General features: G+C 52.3%; 22 protein-coding genes and 1 pseudogene. 4 read left to right on the top strand and 19 right to left on the bottom strand.

Going from position 1 to position 25262, the window contains the following annotated elements; genetic code table 11:
- Nucleotides 1-2 precede the first annotated feature (2 nt).
- From rimM to ffh, 3 genes are all read right to left on the bottom strand, one after another.
- Nucleotides 3-542, bottom strand: coding sequence for a ribosome maturation factor RimM (rimM, locus tag ACJJIS_RS05570; protein WP_108735295.1), 540 nt, complete (start codon nucleotides 540-542; stop codon nucleotides 3-5).
- Between the two features lie 22 nt (nucleotides 543-564).
- A complete protein-coding gene (rpsP, locus tag ACJJIS_RS05565; RefSeq protein ID WP_108733998.1) occupies nucleotides 565-804 on the bottom strand; it encodes a 30S ribosomal protein S16 in 240 nt (79 codons plus the stop codon).
- Nucleotides 805-959: 155 nt separating this feature from the next.
- Nucleotides 960-2372 (bottom strand): signal recognition particle protein, encoded by a 1413-nt coding sequence (gene ffh, locus ACJJIS_RS05560; protein ID WP_444893186.1) that lies wholly within the window; start codon nucleotides 2370-2372, stop codon nucleotides 960-962.
- Nucleotides 2373-2577: 205 nt separating this feature from the next.
- Here ffh and ACJJIS_RS05555 point away from each other — a divergent pair, with 205 nt between their 5' ends.
- Nucleotides 2578-3378, top strand: a complete 801-nt coding sequence (locus ACJJIS_RS05555) for a cytochrome C assembly family protein (protein WP_413662808.1) — start codon at nucleotides 2578-2580, stop codon at nucleotides 3376-3378.
- A gap of 79 nt (nucleotides 3379-3457) precedes the next feature.
- Complete coding sequence (locus ACJJIS_RS05550; RefSeq protein ID WP_413662809.1) at nucleotides 3458-4720, top strand: HlyC/CorC family transporter; 1263 nt, start codon at nucleotides 3458-3460, stop codon at nucleotides 4718-4720.
- A 12-nt stretch (nucleotides 4721-4732) separates the two neighbouring features.
- Here the strand turns inward: ACJJIS_RS05550 and rnhB are convergent, their stop codons facing one another.
- The 16 genes and pseudogenes from rnhB to rpsB form a co-directional block, all read right to left on the bottom strand.
- The gene (gene rnhB / locus ACJJIS_RS05545; RefSeq protein ID WP_475709662.1) at nucleotides 4733-5353 is read right to left on the bottom strand and encodes a ribonuclease HII; all 621 of its coding nucleotides are present in this window, start codon (nucleotides 5351-5353) and stop codon (nucleotides 4733-4735) included.
- 6 nt (nucleotides 5354-5359) lie between these two features.
- Nucleotides 5360-6529, bottom strand: coding sequence for a lipid-A-disaccharide synthase (gene lpxB / locus ACJJIS_RS05540; protein ID WP_475709661.1), 1170 nt, complete (start codon nucleotides 6527-6529; stop codon nucleotides 5360-5362).
- A gap of 101 nt (nucleotides 6530-6630) precedes the next feature.
- On the bottom strand, nucleotides 6631-7410 hold the full coding sequence (gene lpxA / locus ACJJIS_RS05535) for an acyl-ACP--UDP-N-acetylglucosamine O-acyltransferase (RefSeq protein ID WP_475709660.1): 780 nt from the start codon (nucleotides 7408-7410) through the stop codon (nucleotides 6631-6633).
- Nucleotides 7411-7516: 106 nt separating this feature from the next.
- Nucleotides 7517-7957 carry a 3-hydroxyacyl-ACP dehydratase FabZ gene (fabZ, locus tag ACJJIS_RS05530; RefSeq protein WP_108734005.1) on the bottom strand — a complete coding sequence of 147 codons (441 nt, stop codon included), beginning with the start codon at nucleotides 7955-7957 and terminating at the stop codon, nucleotides 7517-7519.
- A gap of 78 nt (nucleotides 7958-8035) precedes the next feature.
- The gene (gene lpxD / locus ACJJIS_RS05525) at nucleotides 8036-9097 is read right to left on the bottom strand and encodes a UDP-3-O-(3-hydroxymyristoyl)glucosamine N-acyltransferase (RefSeq protein WP_475709659.1); all 1062 of its coding nucleotides are present in this window, start codon (nucleotides 9095-9097) and stop codon (nucleotides 8036-8038) included.
- Nucleotides 9098-9111: 14 nt separating this feature from the next.
- A complete protein-coding gene (locus ACJJIS_RS05520; protein ID WP_413662813.1) occupies nucleotides 9112-9627 on the bottom strand; it encodes an OmpH/Skp family outer membrane protein in 516 nt (171 codons plus the stop codon).
- Nucleotides 9628-9695: 68 nt separating this feature from the next.
- Nucleotides 9696-12248 (bottom strand): outer membrane protein assembly factor BamA, encoded by a 2553-nt coding sequence (gene bamA / locus ACJJIS_RS05515; protein WP_475709658.1) that lies wholly within the window; start codon nucleotides 12246-12248, stop codon nucleotides 9696-9698.
- Between the two features lie 61 nt (nucleotides 12249-12309).
- Nucleotides 12310-13587: pseudogene (gene bamA / locus ACJJIS_RS05510) on the bottom strand (outer membrane protein assembly factor BamA); the annotation flags it as partial.
- A gap of 111 nt (nucleotides 13588-13698) precedes the next feature.
- The gene (gene rseP / locus ACJJIS_RS05505; protein ID WP_475709657.1) at nucleotides 13699-15054 is read right to left on the bottom strand and encodes an RIP metalloprotease RseP; all 1356 of its coding nucleotides are present in this window, start codon (nucleotides 15052-15054) and stop codon (nucleotides 13699-13701) included.
- A 60-nt stretch (nucleotides 15055-15114) separates the two neighbouring features.
- A complete protein-coding gene (gene ispC, locus ACJJIS_RS05500) occupies nucleotides 15115-16299 on the bottom strand; it encodes a 1-deoxy-D-xylulose-5-phosphate reductoisomerase (RefSeq protein ID WP_444958334.1) in 1185 nt (394 codons plus the stop codon).
- Nucleotides 16300-16408: 109 nt separating this feature from the next.
- Nucleotides 16409-17254, bottom strand: a complete 846-nt coding sequence (locus ACJJIS_RS05495) for a phosphatidate cytidylyltransferase (RefSeq protein ID WP_475709656.1) — start codon at nucleotides 17252-17254, stop codon at nucleotides 16409-16411.
- A gap of 122 nt (nucleotides 17255-17376) precedes the next feature.
- On the bottom strand, nucleotides 17377-18132 hold the full coding sequence (gene uppS / locus ACJJIS_RS05490; RefSeq protein ID WP_475709655.1) for a polyprenyl diphosphate synthase: 756 nt from the start codon (nucleotides 18130-18132) through the stop codon (nucleotides 17377-17379).
- Nucleotides 18132-18689, bottom strand: a complete 558-nt coding sequence (gene frr / locus ACJJIS_RS05485) for a ribosome recycling factor (protein WP_282933674.1) — start codon at nucleotides 18687-18689, stop codon at nucleotides 18132-18134. Before frr ends, uppS begins: the two co-directional genes overlap by 1 nt.
- Nucleotides 18686-19423 carry a UMP kinase gene (gene pyrH / locus ACJJIS_RS05480; RefSeq protein ID WP_282933675.1) on the bottom strand — a complete coding sequence of 246 codons (738 nt, stop codon included), beginning with the start codon at nucleotides 19421-19423 and terminating at the stop codon, nucleotides 18686-18688. Before pyrH ends, frr begins: the two co-directional genes overlap by 4 nt.
- 162 nt (nucleotides 19424-19585) lie before the next feature.
- Nucleotides 19586-20449, bottom strand: coding sequence for a translation elongation factor Ts (tsf, locus tag ACJJIS_RS05475; protein WP_282933676.1), 864 nt, complete (start codon nucleotides 20447-20449; stop codon nucleotides 19586-19588).
- A 113-nt stretch (nucleotides 20450-20562) separates the two neighbouring features.
- The gene (gene rpsB, locus ACJJIS_RS05470) at nucleotides 20563-21309 is read right to left on the bottom strand and encodes a 30S ribosomal protein S2 (protein WP_282933677.1); all 747 of its coding nucleotides are present in this window, start codon (nucleotides 21307-21309) and stop codon (nucleotides 20563-20565) included.
- Nucleotides 21310-21634: 325 nt separating this feature from the next.
- On the opposite strand from rpsB, the gene map reads away from it, so the two are divergent.
- Complete coding sequence (map, locus tag ACJJIS_RS05465; RefSeq protein WP_282933678.1) at nucleotides 21635-22405, top strand: type I methionyl aminopeptidase; 771 nt, start codon at nucleotides 21635-21637, stop codon at nucleotides 22403-22405.
- 122 nt (nucleotides 22406-22527) lie between these two features.
- Nucleotides 22528-25233 carry a [protein-PII] uridylyltransferase gene (locus ACJJIS_RS05460; RefSeq protein ID WP_475710334.1) on the top strand — a complete coding sequence of 902 codons (2706 nt, stop codon included), beginning with the start codon at nucleotides 22528-22530 and terminating at the stop codon, nucleotides 25231-25233.
- The last annotated feature ends 29 nt before the right edge of the window (nucleotides 25234-25262 follow it).

Below are 25262 nucleotides of genomic sequence, written 5' to 3'. Positions count from 1 at the left end.
CCTTAAAAAGCCGGGTCCCAGTCGACGGTTATTACACCGACTTCCAGGTCAATATTGGTAATAAACTGATCAGGTAGATAGGGAATCAAGCGCTCGCGCTTATCCGCTCCACCGCGCACCACCATTACATCGTTGGCGCCAGTTTCCATCATGCGAGCGACGGTACCAAAGTCGTGATCTTCGCCATCGAAATGGCTGACAACCTTTAACCCTTCGAGCTGGTGCCAGTAATACTCACCATGCTCAAGCTCAGGCATCAGTTCACGAGCTACAGCAATATCGCGCTGGCAAAGTCGAGCCGCCAAATCGCGGTCATCAATGCCTTTCACATGCACAATCAAGCCCTTGCCGTGACGCTTACCAGCGTCAATTTCGAGAGCTTCCCAACCTTTCGGCCCCTGCAAGCGCCAATTAGGGAACTGCAGGATGTTGTCCATCGGCTCGGTATAGGAGTGAACCTTGACCCAGCCGCGCACACCATAAACGGTAGTAACGCGCCCAACCGTGACCAACTCTTCGGAAGGTTTTCCGTTATCTGTCACAGGAGCACCACTTACGCGCAAATTAAGCAGATTCTTTCAGAAGCTTGCCGACGCGGTCGGAAACCTGTGCGCCACGACCCAGCCAGAAATCAACACGCTCGCGATCAACACGCAGACGCTCTTCCTGACCACGGGCAACCGGGTTGAAGAAACCAACACGCTCAATAAAACGACCGTCGCGAGATTTGCGGCTGTCGGTAACGGTCAGATGATAAAATGGGCGCTTTTTAGCACCACCACGGGCCAAACGAATGGTTACCATGTAACTTTCCTATAGGTTCAACACTAGGCAACCGCACTAAGCAGTCACCACAACAACTTTTTACCGGCAGCAGGGCCGGCAGAAAGGCGGCGTATTCTAATGTACCACCCCAGATTTGTATAGGGTCGCCAAGCCGCCCGGAGAACCGCGGTTCTCTACTTCTTTTTGAGGCCCGGTGGCAGGCCTCCGGGCATACCGCCCATACCGCCAGGCATACCACCGCCCATACCGGGCAGGCCGCCGAGGCCGCGCATCATTTTACCCATGCCCCCGCCTTTGAGCTTCTTCATCATCTTGCCCATCTGCTTGTGCTGCTTGAGCAGGCGATTCAAGTCCTGTAGCTGGGTGCCGGAACCGGCAACGATGCGGCGCTTGCGCGAACCGTTAAGAAGGTCAGGATTGCGGCGTTCGGCCGGCGTCATGGAGGAAATCAATGCGTCCATACGCTTAAATTCTTTGCCCATATCGGCCTGTTGTGCAGCCTGCGCTACACCGCCCATGCCGGGCATTTTCTCCAACAGGGAGCCAAAGCCACCCATATTTTGCATTTGCTGCAACTGATCGCGCAGGTCTTCCAGGTCAAAGCCTTTACCCTTCTGGACCTTCTTAACCAGCTTTTCGGCTTTCTCTTTATCAATCTTCTGCTCTGCTTCTTCAATCAGAGACAGAATGTCACCCATACCCAGGATACGGGAGGCGATACGATCCGGGTGGAAGGTTTCCAGAGCGTCGGTCTTTTCACCAACACCGATAAACTTGATTGGCTTACCGGTGACGTGACGCACGGAGAGAGCGGCACCACCACGGGCATCGCCATCGGCCTTGGTGAGAATCACACCGGTCAGCGGCAGCGCATCATTAAAGGCACTTGCGGTATTTACCGCATCCTGACCGATCATTGCGTCGATCACGAACAGGGTTTCCGCCGGGTCCAACTCGCTGTGCAGCTCACGGATTTCATCCATCAACTCGGAGTCCACATGCAGTCGACCAGCAGTATCCACAATCAGCACATCGGCAAATTGTTTGCGGGCAGCGTCCACAGCACCCTTGGCAATATCCAGCGGTTTCTGCTCAGCTGTAGAGGGGTAAAACTGTGCCCCCACTTCACCGGCCAGGGTCTCCAGCTGTTTAATAGCGGCGGGGCGGTAGACGTCCGCACTCACCACCATGACTTTTTTCTTTTCACGCTCCTGCAGGTATTTGGCCAGCTTGGCCACACTGGTGGTTTTACCAGCGCCCTGGAGGCCCGCCATCAGGATTACCGCCGGAGGTTGTACGGCGAGGTTGAGAGGCTCTGCAGCCGCACCCATCACCTTAACCAGCTCATCCTGAACAATCTTGACGAACTGCTGACCCGGGTTGAGAGCCTTGCTAACCTTCTGTCCTACCGCAGCGGTGCGCACTTGCTGAACAAACGCCTTAACCACTGGCAGAGCGACATCCGCCTCCAACAGCGCCTTGCGCACTTCGCGCAAAGTATCGCGGATATTGTCATCCGTAAGGCGCGCTTTACCGGTAACTTTCTTTAAGGCCGCCGATAAGCGGTCACTCAGGTTATCGAACATAAATTCGTCTCGATCTCTCCGTTTACGGACTCAACCCCAGTGCGGAGGGGCGCGAAATTAGGGGGGAGCAAACTGCAACTCCCTCTCTGAGGCGCGGCAGTATAGCCCAGGTCTCGCCACAGCCGAAATATCGCAAGTCTTCCTTGTTTCAACTGGCTATGACACACTCCTGCCCTAACGCAATAATGAAGACACGGATTTACCCATGGCGGCTTTCGCCCACTGGACAGCTATCGCTCTCTACCTGGCCACAACCATAGTTGCAGGTGCGGCTCTGGCCCAAAAACAACAGCCGAATTCCAAACTGCTTCTCAGCCTTTTGGCGGGTGCACTTGTCACCCACGGAATATCCCTGGGACACGTTCTCTTTTCACCCGAAGGCTATCGCTTCGACCTGCTGGCAATGCTCTCGCTGATTTCCTGGGTAGTTAACTTTCTATTATTGATCCTGGCCGTTGGCCGGCCACTTACTCTACTTATTCTTATTTTCGCACCAGTGGGAGCCGCCACTGAATTTGCTGCATCCCATATTTGGGGCACCGTAACGCCACATCAACAGATCTCTGCCGGCATTGCGGTACATGCTCTACTGTCTATTTCTGCCTATTCGCTGCTGACCCTGGCTACCCTTCAGGCGATCTATCTCTATTACCTTAACCAGCAACTGCACAACCACAGGCCGGTAGGCGCCACCCGTCTTCTGCCACCATTGCAGAGCATGGAGTCACTGCTGTTTGGCCTGATCACTTTCGGGCAACTACTGCTCACCGCCTCCCTGCTGACCGGTTTCGTCTTTGTTGGCAATTTGTTTGAAGAGGGGCCAATACACAAAACCATCCTCTCTATGGTCGCCTGGGTTCTCTACACCATACTCCTATGGGGACACTGGAGGTTGGGCTGGAGAGGCAATACCGCTGTGCGTTGGACCTTAAGCGCTTTCGCCGCCCTACTACTTGCCTATTTTGGTAGTAAGCTGGTTATGGAAGTCATTCTCCAGCGCGGGTAATCGAATATACGACTGCAAAGCTTGCGGAGGTCGGCAATATGTTCCAATATCTCCGCTTGGAAATAAAAAGAGTTCTCCCTTGAACGAGATGCCCACGGGCCTGCTATTCGGTTTGCTGGCCCTATTGATACTGATATCCGCCTTCTTCTCCAGCTCCGAAACCAGCATGATGGCGCTTAACCGCTATCGTCTGCGGCACCAAGCCAAAAGCGGGCACCGCGGGGCAAAGCGCGCCACCGAGCTACTCGCACGCCCGGACAAGCTGATCGGCTCAATTCTAATCGGCAACAATCTCGTTAACGTTCTTGTATCCGTAATCGCCGGCTCGGTATTCGCGCAAATTTACGGAGAAATACTCACCACCATAGTCTTAACTCTTGCCCTACTGATTTTTGCTGAGGTCACACCAAAGACTATTGCCGCTCTACACCCGGAAAAAATTGCTTTCCCCGCCTCATTTATTTTGCGCCCGCTGCAGTGGTTGCTCACTCCCCTGGTGCTGTTGATTGGTGGCATATCCAACGGCCTGGCGCGTATGCTGGGAGTCGAAACAAAAGCGAATAGCGAAGCGGAACACTTGGCCCCCGAAGAACTCCGAACCGTTGTATTCGAATCAGGCGCCCTGCTTCCCAGCAAGCACAAAGGCATGTTGCTCAACGTGCTGGACCTGGACCAGGCAACCGTTGAAGACATCATGATTCCGCGCAATGAAGTCATGGGCGTTGACCTGGAAAATAGCGCCGAAGAGATCCTGCAGCAGCTAGCGGAAAGCTCCTACACTCGCCTCCCCGTATATCGCGGTGACATCAATCGAGTAGTAGGCATACTTCACCTGCGAAAAGCGGCGCAAATACTGCGGGACGGACCGGAAAATTTAACGGCAGAGCGACTCAACTCCTTCACCGATGAGCCTTACTTCGTACCCGAGGCAACACCACTCCCCACACTGCTGATGAACTTCCAGAAAACCAAGCGCCGCATGGGGCTGGTAGTTGATGAGTACGGAGAGGTAATGGGTATCGTTACCCTGGAAGATCTGCTGGAGGAAATTGTCGGCGACTTCACCGCAAGTCCAGTACCCAGCGATGACGAGGAGATAGTCGCCATAGAAGATGGCTGGTACATGATCGAGGGCGGCACTTCTATTCGCGATATTAATCGTACCCTGGGCTGGGAGCTGCCCACTGACGGGCCAAAAACTTTTAACGGCCTGGCAATGGAACACCTGGAGAGCATCCCCGACGGCAATATCAGCCTGTACATCCTCAATTACCTGGTGGAAATTGAGGAGGTCTCAGACAAGATGATTACCCGGGCCAGAATCAAGCGAATCGATAAATAGCGCTACAACCGTTTATCTCTCAACCTCTTCTAGCAAGCGCCTTACCGGTGCAAAGCTGGTGCGGTGTATTGGAGTGGGACCCTGCAACTGTAAAGCTTCCATATGCGCCTTGGTGGGATACCCTTTATGACCTGCAAGGCCGTAACCGGGATATTCTGAGTCCAGCACCACCATTTCCCTATCACGGGTCACCTTAGCCAAAATAGATGCCGCCCCAATTGCAGCGACACGACCATCGCCCTTTACAACGGTATCGCAAGGGTAATCCCAGTTCGGTTTTTTATTGCCATCCACCAACACAAATTCGGGCTGCACGGATAGCTGCGCAACTGCACGATGCATCGCCAGTAAACTTGCCTGCAAAATATTTAGCTGGTCAATTTCCTCAACTGTTGCACGAGCTATGGAGTAACTGAGCGCTCGCTCACAAATCTCATCAAACAACCGCTCGCGCTTTTTTTCAGTCAGCTTTTTGGAGTCGGCAAGCCCGGCAATTGGCTTGTTAGGATCAAGAATCACAGCTGCGGCAACTACATCACCAGCTAAGGGGCCGCGCCCAACCTCATCGACACCTGCAATCAAATCACCCTTGAAAGGGCAAACATAGGGGGGCAATTCTGTTTTACTACTCATAACTAACTACTCGGCAGATTCAGGCTTAGCTTCCAGTAGCCCCACCACGGCATCGGCAGCCCGCTCAGAAGCATTGCGTCTCAACTGTTGATGCATTTCGAAAAACTCGCGCTCTAAATGATCCCCAAGAAGCGGATCTTCAAAGTACTGCATCACCGCCGCACCAAGATTCTCCGGAATAGCATCATTCTGCAAAATTTCCGGTACCAGTTCTTTTTGGGCAAGTAAATTTGGTAGCGAAACCCATGGGGTATGCAGCATCCGCGAGACGATCATAGACGTCAATCTGCCCAGCTTGTAGGTAACGACCATGGGCTTTTTAAGCAACATCGTTTCAAGGGTTGCTGTACCCGATGCAATGAGCACACAGTCTGCCGCAGAAACGGCCCGTCTCGATTGCCCCTCAAGTAAAGTGATAGGGAGTTCAGGGTAATCTTTAAGCTGCTCTTGAATCTCCTCCATACGCTGCTTGTTGGCAGCGGGAATAACAAATTTAATATCCGAGTGACGCTGGTGGCACCATCGGGCCGTCTGCAGAAACAACGGCCCCAGCATGCGAACCTCACCTCCACGACTGCCTGGCAAAAGGGCAATTACCCGGTCGTCTTTCTCAAAGCCCAATGCTTTGCGTTCGCCGGCGACATCCACTTGCAGGGGAATTTCATCAGCCAAAGGGTGACCAACAAAGGTCACCGGTACTTGGTTATCTCGGTAGAAATTCGCTTCAAATGGAAGCAGGGTCAACATGTGGTCGACAGCCCGCGCAATCTTTTTAATTCGACCCTGCCGCCAGGCCCAAACCGAAGGACTGACATAATGGACGGTGGGGATACCCTCAGCCTTGAGTGCAGCCTCAAGAGTCAATGTAAAGTCCGGGGAATCTATACCAATAAATAGATCGGGAGGGTTATCAGTAAAGTGGCGACGGAGAGATCTGCGGATTTTCAACAGTTCCGGAAGGCGCTTCAATGGCTCTACCAGCCCCATTACCGATAGCCGCTCCATAGGAAATAAACTTTTAGCACCCAGTTCCTGCATGCGCGGCCCGGCAATCCCCTCAAACTCTACATTGGGAAGCCGAGTTTTTAATGCGGCCATCAAACCAGAACCGAGGATATCTCCTGACGCCTCACCGACAACGATACCAATTCGTATCGGCTTATTTTTTTCTGACACGCCTAAATCCCTCCTCTTGGGGAGCTGTTTACGTTGGAATTAAATGGGAGTTGCATAAAGTGCAATCGGAGCCGCACGAAACAGCTCCAAAGAGAAGTGAATTACCGAACAATGCCGCGAGCAGAAGACTGCAAAGACTCTATCCACGGCTGAATAACTGGAGATTGTTCGCGCAACTCCATCAAGGCCTGCAGCGCCTCTTGCATAGTAAGACCGCGACGATAAACGGTCTTGTAAGCTTTATTGATCAGGGCAATATCTTCTCTAGAAAAGCCCCGTCTGCGCAGCCCTTCTGAGTTAATGGTCTTTGCTTCGGCAGGGTTTCCGGCAACCATAACATAAGCAGGGACGTCTTTACCGATAGCAGCGCCCATTCCCAGGAAAGCATGCTCTCCCACAGTACAGTTCTGGTGAACCAAACTATAACCACTCAGAATCGCCCAGTCCTTAACAACAACATGACCGGCCAAACCACAGTTATTCACCATAATAGTGTGATTACCAACAACACTATCGTGGCCAATATGGGCATAGGCCATGATCAGGTTTTCGTCACCAATAGTGGTCTCACCTCGGTCCTGAACGGTACCACGGTGGATCGTAACCCCCTCGCGAATCACGTTATTGTCGCCAATAACGAGTGTCGTCTCTTCACCACGATACTTTTTGTCCGGGGTATCCTGCCCTACGGAAGCAAACTGGTAGATTCGGTTGTTCTTCCCCAGTTTGGTCGGCCCACTAAGCACCACATGAGAGGCAATATCACAGCCATCACCTATCTCTACGCCGGCTCCAACAATGGTGTAAGCACCAATACTCACCCCGGAACCAATTACTGCCGTAGAGTCGACAATAGCTGTAGGGTGGATACTTGTCTGCATTCTGGGATCTACTCCTCGGCATTAATCGTACTGGGTAACCTGTACCCTTAAAAACAAAGGCTACCCGGAAAATCCTGAATCTAACTCTCCAGCGAGCTTTACAGAATTACTGAACCTTTTTGACGGCACATAGGATATCAACAGAAGCTGCCAGCTCGCCATCAACACTGGCTTTACAAGCGAATTTCCAGATATTTCTGCGAACAGATACCGCTTCAGACTCGAGCTCAAGGCGATCACCTGGGATCACCTGACGCTTAAAGCGCGCCTTATCAACCCCACCGAACAGATACAGATATCCATCTTCCGGTTTTTTGCCAAACGTTTTAAAGCCGAGGATTCCCGAGACCTGAGCCAGGGCTTCAACAATCATCACTCCCGGGAAAATAGGCATTTCCGGAAAGTGGCCATTAAAAACTTCTTCATTTCCAGAAATGTTTTTATAGCCTTTTATATACTTCCCTTCTTCGAGTTCTACTACACGATCCACCAACAAAAAAGGATAACGGTGCGGCAGATACTCGCGAATTTCACGTACATCCATCATTCCAAATGCCCCCAGAAACCACTTCGGGGCGTAAAACGCCCCGAAAACAACAAAGCCAAATTAATTAATAACTAAAGTTCAATCGTCTGTCCCACTCTTTTGGGACAGTGCCTGAACCTGTTTTTCCAAATCTTTCAATCTGCGCGCCATTTGATCCAACTGACCAAAACGCACAGCATTACGACGCCAGGTAGAACTATCGGCAAAGGATAGCGCTCCAGAGTAGCTACCAGTATCCTTTATCGACTTAGTAACAAACGTGTTACCCGACACCTGACTGCCATCTGCAATCGTTATGTGCCCGTTAATACGGCTACAGCCACCGAGAAGACAATGCTTCCCTATCTCAGCACTACCGGCAATTACGGCACACCCGGCTATGGCCGTGTAGTCACCAATCTTCACATTGTGCGCGATTTGGACCAGATTGTCGATCTTGACTCCTCGCCCAATCACCGTATCACCCAAAGCTCCACGGTCTATACAGGTATTGGCTCCAATTTCCACATCTTCGCCAATTTGCACTCCACCAAGCTGGTGAATTTTCACCCAGCTGCCTTTATTAGGCGCAAACCCGAAGCCATCGGCTCCAATAACCGTCTGGCTGTGAATAATACCGTGTGCACCGATAGAGCAGTTATGATGAAAAACAACGCCGGCATACAGGCGTGTTCCTGCACCGACTAAACTGCCCTCGCCAACATAGCAGTTAGCACCAACAATCGCTCCAGGCTCCAATTTTGCGTAGGCCTCGACCACAGAGCCGGGCCCCACACTGGCACCAGCACCAATCTCTGCCGTGGGGTGAACTACTGCAGAGGGGTGAATACCAATAGGTGCTTCAGGAGTTGTATCAAACAGGGCTGTTGCTCGAGCAAAGGCCAGGTAGGGGTCCGCAACACATAAAGCCGTTACCGGGCACTCTTCAACAAACTCTTCCGATACCAGCACTGCGGCAGCTTTGGTCGTTTTCAGAAAGCGTCGATAATTAGGGCTTGCAAGGAAAGCCAAGTGCTCTGCACCGGCATCCTGCAGTGTATTTAAACCCTGAACTTTTTGATTGGAATCTGAACCGGGCGCCAACCGCAAGTCGGCCCCCAGCTCTTGCGCCAACTGGGCAAGAGAAAAGCTATCTTTCATAGAAGACTATCGACTTACTTGGCTGCGTTCATACGCTTAACAACAGCCTCTGTCAGGTCGACGCTGGGACTTACATAGTAGGCAGTATTGGAATCCAGCACTACGTCAAGCTTCTGCTCTTTAATCAGTGCGTCCAGGGCATCCCTGGCCTTTGGTCCCATAGAAGCCTGGATCTCTTGACCCACTTGAGCTTCCATTGCACGCAATTTTTTCACCGTTGTCTCAAAATCTGAGCGCTGGAAATTCATTTTGCGCTGGTACTCAGTCTTTTGCTCATCGGACCAGGTCACACTGTTTTTCTTGGCATCTTCAGCCATTTTTTGCAGTTCAGAACGAATTGACTCGGCACTGCTCTGCAGCTTCGAATATTCAGAGCTGGTCTTCAAGGAGTTAACCTTGGTTTTCGCTGCATCTGTGCTCATGATCGCAGCTTGTAGGTTAAGTACCGCAACCTTGGTTTGCGCCAGCGCTGCGCCGGACAAGGTCATACCTGCAAGTAATACTGCAACAATTTTTACATTCTTAAGCACGTCGGTCTCTCCAATAGATTTTATTTTAATTGCGCTGATATACGCCTAATTCATTTTATCTGACAAATTTAGAAGCTGTTACCCAGAGTGAACTGGAATACTTCCACATCGTCATCTTCATTTTTCTTAAGGGCTTTTGCCAAGCTAAATGTCAGCGGACCAAAACCGGTAATCCAGGTCAGGCCAATCCCCGCGGAGACATTCATCTTACCAAAGTCCACATCGTAACAGTTGATTTGGGTATCTCCACAACTGGTATCGAAAACGTTACCCGCGTCAACAAAGAAAGCGGTTTGAAGTGATCGCTGATCCTTGACAAATGGAAGTGGGAAAATAACTTCTGCGCTGCCTTCAATCAGGATATTTCCACCAAATGGATCAGCGTCATCATAGGAGTTAACTACCAAATCACCATCATCGTCGACAAAATAACAATACTCTGTAATCTCCCCATCCTCAGTGGCACAACCAAGAGCCGAATAGTATTCATAAGGCGTAGAACGAGGGCCTAGAGTATTACGCTCAAATCCGCGTACGGAGCCAAAACCACCTGCATAAAAGTTCTTAAAGAAAGGCAGCTCATCAAGATCACCAAATCCATCGCCATAGCCCAATCGGGTACGCAAGCGCAAGGTAAGGCTCTTAGTTAATGGTCGAAAGTACTGCCCGGTATAAACCAACTTGTAATATTCGAGGTCACTGCCGGGAACGGTAAATTCCAAAGAGAGATTCTGTGAGGCCCCTCGAGTTGCTAAAACTCCTCTGTTCAAGGTGGAGCGGGCGTAAGATGCTGTTAAGGCAACATTGTCAAACGAGTCTCCGTAGCGATCGATAAATCCATCAGAAGTAGTATTAAACTGACTATCGTCAATATCCATCGCAAGATCGAGGGTCTCATCTTCTGCAAGAGCTTCCAGAATCAAATCATAGTTATCTTCTGTAATTCCCTTCCGGGCGACACCATCAAGAAGGCTTGGGCTTGATGCAATCTCCTGGACAGTACCTGAGCCCGTAGATAGCTCGAGGTGGTTAAAGCTCACATTAAGGCCGACACGAGATATTTCCGACATCGGGTAACCAAAACTAACACCACCACCATAAGTCGTGGTGTTGTAGTCAGAAAGGTTAACTTCGGAGTAATCATTCTCTGTGTAGAAGACATTAAAACCGCGACTCACACCATCCGGTGTGAAGTAAGGGTCAAGGTAAGAGAAGTTCACAGAAGTCTGGTAGGTGGAGGCATTCATCCCAATACCTACGGATTTACCCGTACCTAACCAGTTATTTTCCTGGATATTGGCTCCCAGTACCAAGCCACTGCTCTGGGCCCAACCAATTGTGCCGCCGATCGACCCTGAAGGCTGCTCTTCAACCGTGTATTCAACATCAATCTGATCGGATGTACCCGGTACTTCTGAGGTTTCCACCTCAACTTCTTTGAAGTAGCCCAGGCGTTCAAGGCGGACTTTAGACTGCTCTATACGGGCAGAGGAAGCAGAAGCTGACTCCATCTGACGCATCTCGCGGCGCAAAACCTCATCTGTGGTGCGAGTATTACCTCGGAAGTTAATTCGACGAACGTAAGCCCGCTTGCCGGGGTTGATAAAGAAGGTAATTTTTACCGTTTTCTCTTCTTTATTCGGCTCAGGGATACCATTAACCTCAGCAAAGGTATAACCCTCATTCCCCAGGCGCTTGGTAATATAATCCGAGGTTGTTGTCATCCGAACCTGGGAGAAGGTCTGCCCTTCCCGTACCAGCAGCAAGCGCTTAACTTCTTCCTCTGGGACTACAGGATCACCCGCCAGGTCCACTTCACTAATGGTGTAAACATCGCCTTCATATACATTGACGGTGATAAATACACTCTCTTTATCGGGACTCAGGGATACCTGGGTGGAGTCAATTTTAAAATCCAGGTACCCACGATCCAGGTAGTAGGATTCGAGACGCTCCAGGTCGCCGGTCAATTTTTCGCGGGAATACTTGTCATCACTGCGCAACCACGACAACCAGCCGGTGGTTTGCAGCTCAAAAATCTCTCCAAGCTCTTCATCGGAGAACGCTTTATTGCCGACAATATTGATGTGCTTAATTGCGGCTACTGAGCCTTCATCAACAATTACGCGAAGCTCAACCTGGTTGCGCGGCAACTCTTTTACTTCAGTTTTAACACTGGCGTCATAGCGTCCCTGGCCAACATATTGACGCTGCAGCTCCTGAGCCAACCCCTCAAGGGTTGCGCGCTTGAAGATCTGCCCCTCTGAAAGGCCATTCTCCTGCATGCCTTTCAACAAGTCTTCTGTTGCAATCGCCTTGTTACCCGTAATTTCAATCTTGGAAATTGCAGGTCGCTCGCGCACAGTGATAACCAGGACACCATTCTCCTGGCCAATTTGAATATCCTCAAAGTAACCAGTGCGAAACAGCGCCCGAGTGGCACTCTGAATTTCCAGAGTCTCCACCTCATCCCCCACTCGCACAGGGAGAGCTGAGAATACGGTACCGGCAGAGACGCGCTGCAGCCCTTCCACACGGATGTCATCAACTACAAATGACTGTGCTAAAGCACTGAGAGGCAGTGCCAGACTAAGAGAAGCCGCTTTCAGGAAATGTTTCATCTACTAATTCCAGGTGTTTTTATTCGCAATCCAGGAGTTACAGCGCCAACTAGCGCCCCGCTCCCCCAGAATCAGAGGGTTGCCCCTCTACCATGTAATCAACATCGGGCCGGTCTGAGGTGCCGGACACCTTAGTTGTTTCAACTTTCACTACCTTCAAGTATCCAAGGCGCTCAAGACGCACTTTGGATTGCTCTATACGCGCAGAGGAAGCCAAAGCTGACTCCATCTGGCGCAGTTCACGCCGCAAGACTTCATCTGCGGTGCGAGTGTTCCCGCGAAAACTAATACGTCGCACATAAGTGCGCTTTCCCGGATCAATAAAGAAGGTAATTTTTACTGTACTCTCGTCTTCATTGGCCTCAGGAACACCATTCACTTCGGCAAAAGCGTAACCTTTGTTGCCCAAGCGTTTAGCAATATAGTCTGAAGTGGTCGTCACCCTCGCTTGGGAAAACCGCTGACCTTCTCGCACCAATAGCAGGCGGTTGATTTCCTCCTCCGCTACTATCGGGTTTCCAGCAATTTCCACCTCACTAACCGTGTAAACACCACCCTCAACCACGTTAATAGTAATGAATACACTCTTCTTGTCCGGCCCTAGAGATACCTGAGCCGAATCAATCTGGAAACCAAGATATCCACGATCCAGGTAATAGGACTTTAAGCGCTCCAAATCACCAGTGAGTTTCTCACTAGAATACTTATCATCGCTGCGCAACCAAGAGAGCCAGCCAGTAGTTTTAAGCTCAAAAATCTCTTCCAGCTCTTTATCAGAAAAGGCTCGATTTCCTACGATATTAATATGTTTTATCGCAGCAACAGCCCCTTCATCGACAGCAACCCGTAGTTCAACCTGGTTGCGTGGCAGCTCCTTGAGCTCCGCTTTAACACTGGCGCCATATCGACCCTGCGCCACGTACTGGCGTTCAAACTCCTGGGTCAACCCCCTGAGGGTCGAACGCTTTAGGATCTGGCCTTCGGCGAGACCGTATTCCTTCATCGCCTTCAGTAGATCCTCAGTGGCAATCGCCTTGTTCCCGGATATATCTATCTTTGATATAGCCGGTCGTTCTCTCACGGTAATAACAAGAACGCTGTTTTCGTGGCCAATCTGAATATCTTCAAAAAAACCAGTGCGAAACAATACTCGGGTTGCATCCTGAATCTCGCCAGGCTCAACTTCGTCGCCTACCCGAATCGGAAGCGCTGAAAAAACTGTACCTGCAGAAACCCGCTGTAACCCGTCTACTCGGATATCGCTGAGAACGAACGACTGTGCCAAAGCGCTGAGAGGCAGCACCAGGCCCAGAAAGATCGCTTTCAGCAAATACTTCATACCGCTTCCGAGTCGCTTTTACTCACAACACAATCGTGCCAAGACAAAACGTCTCACACGTATAAAAATCTCACTCACATTATCAGCCCGGAAAAAAGCCAATCCAGGGCACTACAAACGTAAAATATCGTTGTACAGAGCCAACCCCATAATGCAGAGCACCAGGGCCATGCCCACCTGTAAACCAATCACCTGCACCCTCTCTGACACAGGGGACCCCTTGATCGCCTCAATACCGTAGTAAAGGAGGTGACCACCATCGAGTACCGGGATAGGCAACAGATTGAGTACACCAAGACTAATACTGAGCAACGCCAGCAATGACAGGAAAGACTGCCATCCCGCTTCCGCGGAAGTACCCGCCACTTTAGCAATGGTAATGGGGCCACTCAAGTTTTTGGTCGAAAGTTGACCAAATAATAGTTTCTTCAAGCTATTCAGGGTAAAGACTGTTTTATCCCAGGTCTCCTGCAAGCCCTTTACTAAAGCGCCGCCCACCCCATAGTGGTAAATCCGTACTCGATCATCGGGCCAAGTCTCTGATACCGGCTGCACTCCGACCTGCCCTATGGTTTCACCGCTGTCCAGCTTGATCTCCGCCGGTGTTACGGACACCGTCAGCGGTTCGCCTCCACGCTCGACAGTGATATCCATTGGAACACCAGCGCGGGCTCTCACATAATCGGTCCAGCTTTGAAAAGATGAAAAGTCACGGCCATCGGTCGAGACAATCTTGTCTCCAGCCTTGAGTCCAGCTGAGGCTGCCGGACTCCCCTCCACTACATTATGAAGAGTCATACTCACCGGTGGAGTCCAGAGCTGCAGTCCAATCTCCCCGAGCGGATCGGGAACTTCACGGCCGGCAAGCCAGCGATTGATATCCGCCACCATATGGTATTCGAGGTTGGAATCCGAATAGCGCACAGAGAATTCTATGGTGCCACTATCACCCAGGCGGTTTGCCAGGCGCCAATTGAGGGCCTGCCAAGTGGGGGTAGCCTCACCATCAACAGCAACAATTTCCTGCCCGGACTCAAGGCCTGCCGACGCAGCAATACTCCCGGGCTCAACGGATTTCACAATAGGAACCGGGCCCGCTGTTCCACCGAGGAACACAGCCCAGAAAAAGACTACCGCCAAAAGAAAGTTAGCGGCAGGGCCGGCAGCGGCAATCGCCATCCTCGCCCATACGCTCTTGCGGTTAAACGCCTGATCCAGCTCTTCAGCCGCTACAGGCCCCTCGCGCTCATCGAGCATTTTTACGTAACCACCGAGGGGGATAGCGGAAATAGTGAATTCGGTACCGTGGCGATCATAGCGGGAGATCAACCGGCGGCCGAACCCCACAGAAAAGCGCAGCACCTTAACACCACACAGACGTGCTACAAGAAAGTGCCCAAACTCGTGGAAAGATACCAGTACACCGAGAGCCACCAAGGCCCAGATTACCGTCTGAATTAGATCCATACTCAGCTACAACTTCTTGTCATACGCAATTTAGCGGCCATTATACGCCGGGCAATGTGTTTAGAGGGCGGCAAGCGCCTGCTTGGCCAGTTCTCGCGCATTGAAATCAATGGCTTCGACTGCCTCGAGTCCCGACAGTTCAACAACGGGAGCCCTATTCATCACTTTTTCTATCACCAATGCAATATCAGTAAATGCTAAACGCCCCTCCAGGAAGGCTTCTACTGCAATTTCATTCGCTGCATTTAAGACTGTTGGAGCACTTTTTCCCTCATTAACAGCCTCTCGCGCCAAACGCAGACAAGGAAAACGATTAAAATCCGGGGCCTCAAAATCCAGCCTGCCTTGCGCAATCAGATCCAAAGCTGGCACCCCTGCATCAATGCGCTGGGGAAAAGCCAGGGCATGGGCAATAGGCGTGCGCATATCCGGATTACCCATCTGCGCCAGTAAAGAGCCATCCCGGTACTGTACCATCGAGTGAATAATACTCTGGGGGTGCACGACTATCTCAATCTGCTCAGGGCGCGCATTAAACAAATAGCACGCTTCTATAAACTCGAGCCCTTTATTCATCATTGTGGCGGAGTCAACAGAGATCTTCCGGCCCATCGACCAATTGGGGTGTGCACAAGCTTCATCCGGCGTCACCGCCCCCAACTCATTCGCAGCCCGTGTGCGAAATGGCCCGCCCGAACCCGTAAGCAGTATTTTTTCCACGCCCGCAGCTTCGAGATCCTCACAGGGGAATGGCAAACATTGAAAGATTGCATTGTGCTCACTATCAATCGGCAACAGTTGCGCGCCACTCTTATTCAAGGCCCTCTGAAATATTGGGCCCGCCATAACAAGCGCTTCCTTGTTCGCCAGTAACACTTTCTTGCCCGCATCTACTGCCGCCAAGGTTGGGCGCAATCCCGCAGCTCCTACGATCGCCGCCATGACTGTATCGACCAGAGTATCGGAGGCAACACGACACAAACCCTCCACCCCACTTAGGACTTCCGTATCCACTTCATCGCCAAGCAGTACTCGCAACTCTTCAGCTCGCGCCTCATCGACAACAACAGCATATTGAGGCTTAAACCGCCGACACTGCTGAGCAAGATCGGCAACCCTTTCACGGGCGGTAAGGGCAAAAACAGAATATTTTTCCGGGTGTCGCGCCAACACATCCAGAGTGCTCACGCCGATCGAACCAGTGGAGCCGAGAACGGTAATTTGTTGCGGGGGAATTACTTGCATAGGCCCTTTTCGTACCTCTGATAGCAATATTGCTGCCACCAAACAATTGCACGCCCAGCATTAAGCTGGGCGCTAGCGAATAAAACACAAAACTGGAGCGGAAACGCCTCTACAGGTATTTCGGCAGCTCGCTCGCTAGTGCGGCCATCGTAAACACTGGAAGAGCCGCGGAAAGGCTATCTATCCGATCGAGGATGCCACCGTGCCCCGGTAACATATGACTACTGTCCTTAATCCCTCTGTGCCTCTTAAACATGCTCTCCACCAGGTCCCCAATAACTGACGCCAGTGCAGTAACCAAGACACCAAAAGTGAACAAGACAGTATTTTTCAGTGGAAGCTCAAATAGGTAGGAAGTTACGAGAGCCAAAATCAAGCAAGCACCCAAGCCACCGAAAAAGCCCTCCCAGGACTTGCCCGGACTAACTTCTCTAGCCAACTTCCGCTTACCAAACTTGCGGCCTACAAAATAAGCACCGACATCCGCCGCTGCAACGATCGCCACCACATAAAGAACCAGCCAGGCTCCGTGATCCAAGCCTCGCAAAACTACCAGTGACAACCAGGTTGGAACTAACACAACAAGGCCTATCAGGCCTCGTACCCATCGGTTGCCCCACAGAGCAGCACTGGACGGGTAGCTTTGCACCCACAAGAAAGCGAGCGCCCACCAACCACAGGCTACAGCCAGAATCTGGCGGCCACGATCGATATCTGGATCATCAAAATTCATTGAAAAGACGTATTGAGCCGTGACCATTAGGGTTAACCCCAGTGCGGCCAAAAAAACGACGCGCAAGGCTCGATTCAAATTCGAGAGGTTGGCCCACTCCCAGCCCGCCAGCAAGATAACCGCCACAAATATCAGTGAAAACCACTGCATTGGAAGTAAAAACAATACCCCCATGAACAGTGCCAATAGCACCAAAGCAGTAATTATTCTTTGTTTTAGCACCGCAAACCCCTTTGTTAGTAACTTGACCACTCTGTCTGGATACTCTGTACAGATCAAGAGCGTGTCGGCAAAGATTTCCAACCAATTTGTATCGCAAGCCTAGCGCCGCAGACTTGCCCGGATCACGCCTGAGCGATCGCGTCATCCCCCTCCGCGCGACCGCCGAAGCGGCGATCACGTAACTCATATTCTGCGATAGCCTTATCCAGTTCGGCTTCGTCAAAGTCGGGCCAAAGCGTATCAGTAAAATAGAATTCACTGTAAGCGGCCTGCCAGAGGATAAAGTTGCTAATACGCTGCTCACCGCTGGAGCGGATCAAAAGGTCTACCGGTGGCAGTTCTTGAAGCCGTACGTACTTACCAAGTACATCCTCAGTAATCGACTCTGGGGAGCGCGTACCATCGGCAACCTCTTGAGCCAATCTACGGGCCGCCTGAGCTATATCCCAGCGCCCGCCGTAATCAGCAGCAATTATCAGGTCGCCCTCAGTCCCTTCGCGGGTGATATCTTCCGCTTCGGCTATAGCGCGCTGCAAGCGAGGAGAAAATCGGTCCCGTCGACCAATAACTCTCAGGCGAACCCCCTCCTCCCGCATCCGCCGGGCCTCTTTGCGCAAATAGGAATTAAACAGGCTCATCAACAGCTCGACCTCCTTCGGAGGGCGCTGCCAGTTCTCGCTGGAGAAGGCGAACAGAGTAAGCGCTTTAACGCCGCGAGCTTTACAAGCTGAAAGCAGGTCGCGGATACGCTCGACACCGGCCTTGTGGCCGGCTGAAGGGGAAAGGCCCTTTCGGGCAGCCCAGCGCCCATTGCCATCCATAATAATGGCGATGTGACGTGGGCCGGGAGCATGTAGCTCGGTACCACCGATGCTCATTAAATTTCCATCAGATCTTTTTCTTTCGCTGCCAGTGCTTTGTCCACATCAGCGACAAACTGATCGGTAATTTTCTGAATGTCGTCACTTGCGCGACGCTCATCGTCCTCAGAAATTTCCTTGTCCTTGACCAGTGACTTCACGTCCGCCAGCGCATCGCGACGAATATTGCGAATGGAAACCCGCGCCGTCTCTGCCTCACTTTTTGCCTGGCGAGTGAAGTTCTTGCGGGTCTCTTCGGTCAGCATAGGCATTGGAATACGGATAACCGCACCAGCTGTGCTGGGGTTGAGGCCCAAATCGGACTTCATAATGGCCTTTTCGATATCCGGGACCAGGTTTTTCTCCCAGGGAGTTACGGAAAGAGTGCGCGCATCCTCAACAGTAACATTGGCAACCTGAGATAACGGAGTATCAGAACCGTAATAGGAGACGTGGATGCCATCGAGAATACTCGGGTGTGCACGGCCGGTGCGAATCTTGTTGAAATTTCCAGCCAGGGCATCAAGTGCCTTACCCATACGAGCTTTCGCGTCTGTTTTTATATCTTCAATCACGATTTCACTTCCTCTTCAATTAAGGTGCCTTCCACGCCGCCAACCACAATATTTAACAGCGCTCCGCTTTTATCCATGCGGAATACACGTACAGGCATATTGTGTTCGCGACACAGGCAGATAGCGGTCAAATCCATCACGCCGAGCTTCTTGTCGAGAACCTCATCGTAAGTCAACTGGTCATAGCGAGTTGCTGTCGGGTCGAGTTTGGGATCAGCAGAGTAGACGCCATCGACCTTGGTCGCCTTCAAAACCAATTCGGCTTCAATTTCGATACCGCGCAGACAAGCTGCAGAATCAGTGGTAAAGAAAGGGTTGCCGGTACCGGCAGCAAAAATCAGAACTTCGCCACGCTCCAGGTAGCGAATAGCCGCACGGCGATCGTAGTGATCGACAATACCGCTCATTTGAATCGAAGACATCACTCTCGAGGAGATGTCAGATCTTTCCAGGGCATCGCGCAGTGCCAGGGCGTTCATTACCGTGGCCAGCATTCCCATGTGATCACCGGTCACACGGTCGAGACCTGCAGCGCTCAACGCAGCCCCACGGAACAGGTTGCCGCCGCCAACAACCAAACCCACCTGGACCCCAATACCGACCAGCTGCCCAATCTCCAGGGCCATTTTGTCCAGCACCTTGGGACTGATACCGAAACCCTGATCACCCATCAGCTCTTCGCCGCTGAGCTTTAACAAAATTCTCTTATACTTGCGGTCTTTAATACCGGGCATTCGTTAGTCCCCTTCAATGTACCTGTTAGTGGCCAGGCCTTGCCGCTGAACATTACAACAATTTCAGTCATTTACACAGAGGGGTGCTCCACTGTGGGTAAGAAACCCCAGCGGAAGCACCCCACTGCGATTGAGCGCCCGAGGGCACCCAATAATATGCGATTAAGAAGAGGACTTAACCTGGGCCGCAACTTCCGCTGCGAAATCCACCTCTTCCTTCTCGATACCTTCACCCACTTCGTAGCGAACAAAGGAAACCACATCGGCACCGGCATCTTTAACCAGTTTGCCAATGCTTACGTCCGGGTTCTTAACAAAAGGCTGCTCTACCAAGCTGTTCTCTTTCAGGAACTTCTTGATGCGGCCACCCATCATTTTCTCTACGATTTCAGCCGGCTTGCCTTCCATATCCGGCTGAGCCTTGATGATGTCCTTTTCTTTTTCCAGGACGTCAGCAGGCATATCTTCCGGCTTGTTCACCTGCGGGTTAACCGCAGTCACGTGCATGGCAACATCTTTGGCCAGCTCGATCTCTCCACCGCTCAGAGCTACCAGGGCAGCGATGCGGTTGTTGGAGTGAACGTAAGCACCTACAACTGGGGCTTCAACCAGCTCGATACGACGCACGCCGATGTTCTCACCGATTTTCTGAACCAGTGCTTCACGAGCAGTTTCCAGCTCGCCTTCCATCAGGGCAGCTACGTCTTGCTGGCGATCGGCAAATGCCTTCTCCACAACCTTGGCAACAAACGCCTGGAAGTTTTCATCGCGAGCAACGAAGTCAGTCTCGGAGTTCACTTCAACCAGTACGCCGTAGCTGCCGTCTTCTGCAACTTTAGCGGCAACAACGCCGTCAGCAGCGGTGCGGCCAGCTTTCTTAGCGGCCTTCAGGCCGGAGGCTTTGCGCAGGTCTTCAATCGCCTTTTCGATGTCGCCATCAGCAGCCGTCAGAGCTTTCTTACACTCCATCATCGGCAGGCCGGTACGCTCGCGCAGTTCTTTTACCATAGACGCGGTAATCGCCATGATTCAATCCTCGGGGTTCTGTCACTAAAAATTAGAAAAAAGGGGCCGTAATTCGGGCCCCTTTTTGAGTTCGTAGTGTAAAACGACTGTGTTACACCACTTAGCCCTGCAAATTACTCTGCAGCGGCTTCGTCATCGTTAGCTTCGACGTACTCGTCCTTCGCAACGGTGTTACCAGCTTCTGCAGCGCCAGCAAGTACTGCGTCGGCTACAGCTGTGGTGTACAGCTTGATTGCGCGGATAGCGTCGTCGTTACCGGGGATCACGTAATCAACACCAGCGGGATCGCTGTTGGTGTCGACAACACCGATTACGGGGATACCCAGCTTGTTAGCTTCCTGGATAGCAATGCGCTCGTGCTCAACGTCGATTACGAAGATCGCGTCAGGCAGGCCACCCATATCCTTGATACCACCGATGGAGCGCTCAAGCTTATCCATGGCACGGGTACGCATCAGAGCTTCTTTCTTGGTCAGCTTCTCGAAAGTACCGTCCTGAGACTGGGCTTCCAGCTCACGGAAACGCTTGATGGAAGCGCGGATGGTTTTGTAGTTGGTGAGCATACCACCCAGCCAGCGGTTGCTGACGTAAGGCTGGCCACAACGCTCTGCCTGCTCTTTGATAGACTTCTGTGCAGCACGCTTGGTGCCAACAAACATAATCTTTTTCTTTTGAGCAGTCATGCCCTTGATGATCTGCAGGGCTTCGTTGAAAGCCGGTACAGTGTGCTCAAGGTTGATGATGTGAATCTTGTTGCGGGCACCAAAGATGAATTGACCCATCTTCGGGTTCCAGTAGCGGGTCTGGTGACCAAAGTGAACACCAGCCTGCAGCATATCGCGCATACTTACTTGCGGCATAATAAACCTCTATATATACGGGTTAGTCCTCCACGTATCCCATGCGTCAACCCCTTTCAGGGCACCCAGACACATGTGTCGATGCGTGTGCGGCTTTTACTCGCCCAGGGAGTATCCCCAGGCGGCGCGCTTTATACCACAAGTGCACCCCATAGTGAAGAATTGGCACCGATTTCGCGCAAATGATCACGCCTCAATACTATTGGCGGGACGCCTGGGCCACGCTTGCGCCAATAGCGGCAAAATGTGTCCTACAGCCAGCAATCCGCTACAATAGCCCGCCTCTTGGGCGCTACCCGCCCCAACCCAGAAACAAAGGATACGCATGACCTCAGCCATTAAGACCCCAGAACAAATCGCCAAGATGCGCACCGCAGGCCGCCTCGCCGCAGAGGTGCTGGAAATGATTGGCGAGTATGTCGTTCCAGGAGTCACTACCGAAGAACTGGATCGACGCTGCCACGAACACATCGTGAAGGTACAGAAAGCGATCCCGGCCTGCCTCGGTTATCGCGGCTTCCCAAAATCTATATGCACTTCCGTCAACGAAGTGGTGTGTCACGGTATCCCCTCCGAGAGCAAAATTCTCAAGAAGGGCGACATCATTAATATCGATGTGACCGTTATCAAAGATGGCTGGTACGGTGACACCAGCAAGATGTTCTTTGCCGGCAAGCCCGCCGCCCACGCTGAACGCCTGGTACAAATCACCCAGGAGTGCATGTACAAGGCCATCGAAATTGTCCGCCCCGGCACTACCCTCGGCGATATTGGCCACGTCATCCAGCAGCACGCTGAGAAAAACTATTACTCAGTGGTACGCGACTTCTGCGGACACGGCATCGGCGACGTCTTCCATGAAGACCCACAAATTCTTCACTACGGTCAGCCGGGAACTGGTGAAGTGCTCAAAGAGGGCATGACCTTCACCATTGAACCCATGATTAACGCAGGCAAAGCGGCCACGCGCGTGCTGGGAGATGGCTGGACTGCGGTAACCAAGGACCGCCGTCTCTCCGCCCAATGGGAACACACCATGGCAGTGACTAGCGACGGGGTAGAAGTACTCACAGCACGTAGCGAGGAGAACTTCTAAAGCCGTACTGACAGTGCCGCGAGGAATAATTGCAATACTCGCGGCACCACAGTAGCGAATCTCCGCAAACCGAACCCAAGCCGCCCCCACCTGCGGCAGCCCAAGAGCAAAACGGACTTCCCATGCAGCCAGTCAGCCCTCCCTACTTTGAACGCCCCCTGTTTTTCTTTGATCAGTCTCGTTTTCGCAGGGATTTAAGCTCCGGTGACAAACCCACTCTGGAGATATTCAAAGATGCTGTCGGCGCAGCCGAACGGCAAATGGCAGAGCGCTTTCGCGAAGGAGAGGACGTTGTCACACTGGTACACGAGCGCGCCCTGTTTGTTGACTGCCTTCTGCATTACGCCTGGCACCAGTTCGAGTGGAGAGACGGTATCGGGCTTCTCGCTGTGGGCGGATACGGGCGCGGAGAGCTGCACCCCCACTCCGATATCGATTTACTCATCCTCTCCAGCGATCACCCAACCCCGGATACCATCGACAACATAGAGCGCCTGGTAGCCTTTTTATGGGACCTGGGCTTGGATATCGGCCACTCTGTACGAAACATCGAGGAGTGCCTGGAGTTGGCCGCGAAGGACATCACCGTGGCCACCAACCTCACCGAATCTCGCACAGTTGTCGGCGACAGCACTGTTGGCGAGCAACTAACTGCACAAATGGAACACAAAAGGCTCTGGCCCACCGAAGAATTCTTCAAGGCCAAGCTCGCCGAACAGAAAAAGCGGCACAGCAATCAGCAGGCTGCTGAATATATTCTCGAGCCCAATATTAAGAACTCTCCCGGGGGCCTGCGGGATATCCAGACAATTGCCTGGGTTGCCAAATATTTTTTCCAGGTGCGCACCCTGAAGCAACTGCAGGGAAAGGCATTTTTTACCGAGGAAGAGTTCGCCATATTACAGTCCGGGGAAACCTTCCTCTGGCGTGTGCGCTACGGCTTGCACCTGCTCGCCGGCCGCGCGGAAGAGCGACTATTGTTTGACTACCAAAGAGAACTGGCGAAGCAATTCGGTTATGTAGATAGCGACACCCAGCTCGCCGTTGAGCAGTTTATGCACAACTACTACCGCATCGTGATGGCACTGCAGGAATTGAACGATGTACTTCTCCAATATCTCGGCGAAGCCATCCTTCAGCGCAAAGGCAGCCAGCTGGTCATTCCGCTAAATGAGCGATTCCAGCTGCGCGACGGCAATATTGAGGTTACCCACCCCCAGGTATTTAACCAGGAGCCCTCGGCCCTGCTCGAGATCTTCGTGCTGATGGCCAACAACCCGGATATTAGTGGGGTACGTGCCTCCACCATCCGCCTGATTCGCGAGCACCGACACCTGATCGACGACCAGTTCCGCGCAGATCCGAAAAATACCCAGTTGTTTATGCAGCTGCTTCGCTCACCCCGGGGCTTGTCGACACAGCTATCCCGAATGACCCGCTACCGCATTCTCGGGCGATACCTACCAGAATTTGGGCAGGTAACCGGGCAAATGCAGCACGACTTATTCCATATCTACACCGTGGATGCCCACACCTTGCAAGTTGTGCGCAATATGCGCAGCTTCCGGAGCCCCGAGGCGCGGGAAAAATTCCCGATTGCAGCGGACATTCTCGAGCGCATGCGCCAACCGGAACTGCTGTATATCGCCGGCCTCTACCACGATATCGCCAAAGGGCGCGGTGGCGACCACTCCAAACTGGGCGTTGTGGATGCAGCGGAATTCTGCCAGCGCCACCACCTGCCCGCCCGCGACCGGCGTCTGGTTTGCTGGCTTGTAGAAAAGCATCTATTGATGAGCCAGGTTTCTCAGAAGCAGGACATCAGTGATCCCGAAGTCGTGCACGCATTCGCCCGCGAGATGGGTGACCGCGAACACCTGGACTACCTGTACGCCCTCACTGTCGCAGATATCAATGCCACCAACCCGGAGCTCTGGAACAGCTGGCGGGCCAGTTTGATGCGCCAGCTCTACCAGGCCACCCGGCACGCCCTGCGCCGAGGCCTGGAAAACCCCATCGACCGGGAAGAAATCATCGAGGAAACCCGCTGCCAGGCAATGGAAAAACTGGACGCTATGGGACTTCCGCAAGCTTCGGTGGAAAATATCTGGGCACAAATGGGGGATGACTATTTTGTTCGCGAGACCGCTGACAATATCACCTGGCACACTTCAGCCATCCACGAACTGCACAGCAGCCCCGACACCAGCCAAAAAGACACCCTGGTTTTAACGCGAAACTCGGGGCCCGGCGAGCACGATGGCGCTACCCAGGTTTTTGTCTACACGCCTGATAGAGCCAACGTATTTGCCGCAGCGGTTACCGGGCTGGATATGCTCAACCTGAACGTTCACGATGCGCGCCTGTACAATTCTGCCTCTGGTTATACGCTGGATACTTTTTACGTGCTGGATGAAGCGGGCCAACCGCTACTGGACGAACCCCAGCGCCTAGCGCAGATTCGCGACACTCTACAGCAGGAGTTGGCCCTGGTTGAGGACTACTCAAAGATCATTCAGCGACGTACGCCCCGCCGCCTTAAAATGTTTGAATTGAAGAGCCAGGCTCATCTCTCCACTGAGCCCGGCGATCATTACAGCACCCTGGAAATTACCAGTGCCGACAGACCCGGCTTGCTGGCCCGCATCGCGCGTATTTTTATTTCCCACGATCTGCGCCTGCACAATGCAAAAATTTCGACACTCGGCGAACGAGTCGAAGATATTTTTCACATTACCGACGCCGAGGGATCACCACTTACCGACATCGAGGCCAACGGCGCACTGGAAAAAGCCATTTGCCTGGAACTGAACAACCAAGACGCCTAACCGAAAAAACGCCCGAGGCCCGCTCACGA

The organism is Microbulbifer maximicatervae (SeqCode) (assembly GCF_056231245.1).
Note: the sequence above shows the minus strand (reverse complement) of the source record. Positions and strands in the feature narration are given on the sequence as shown.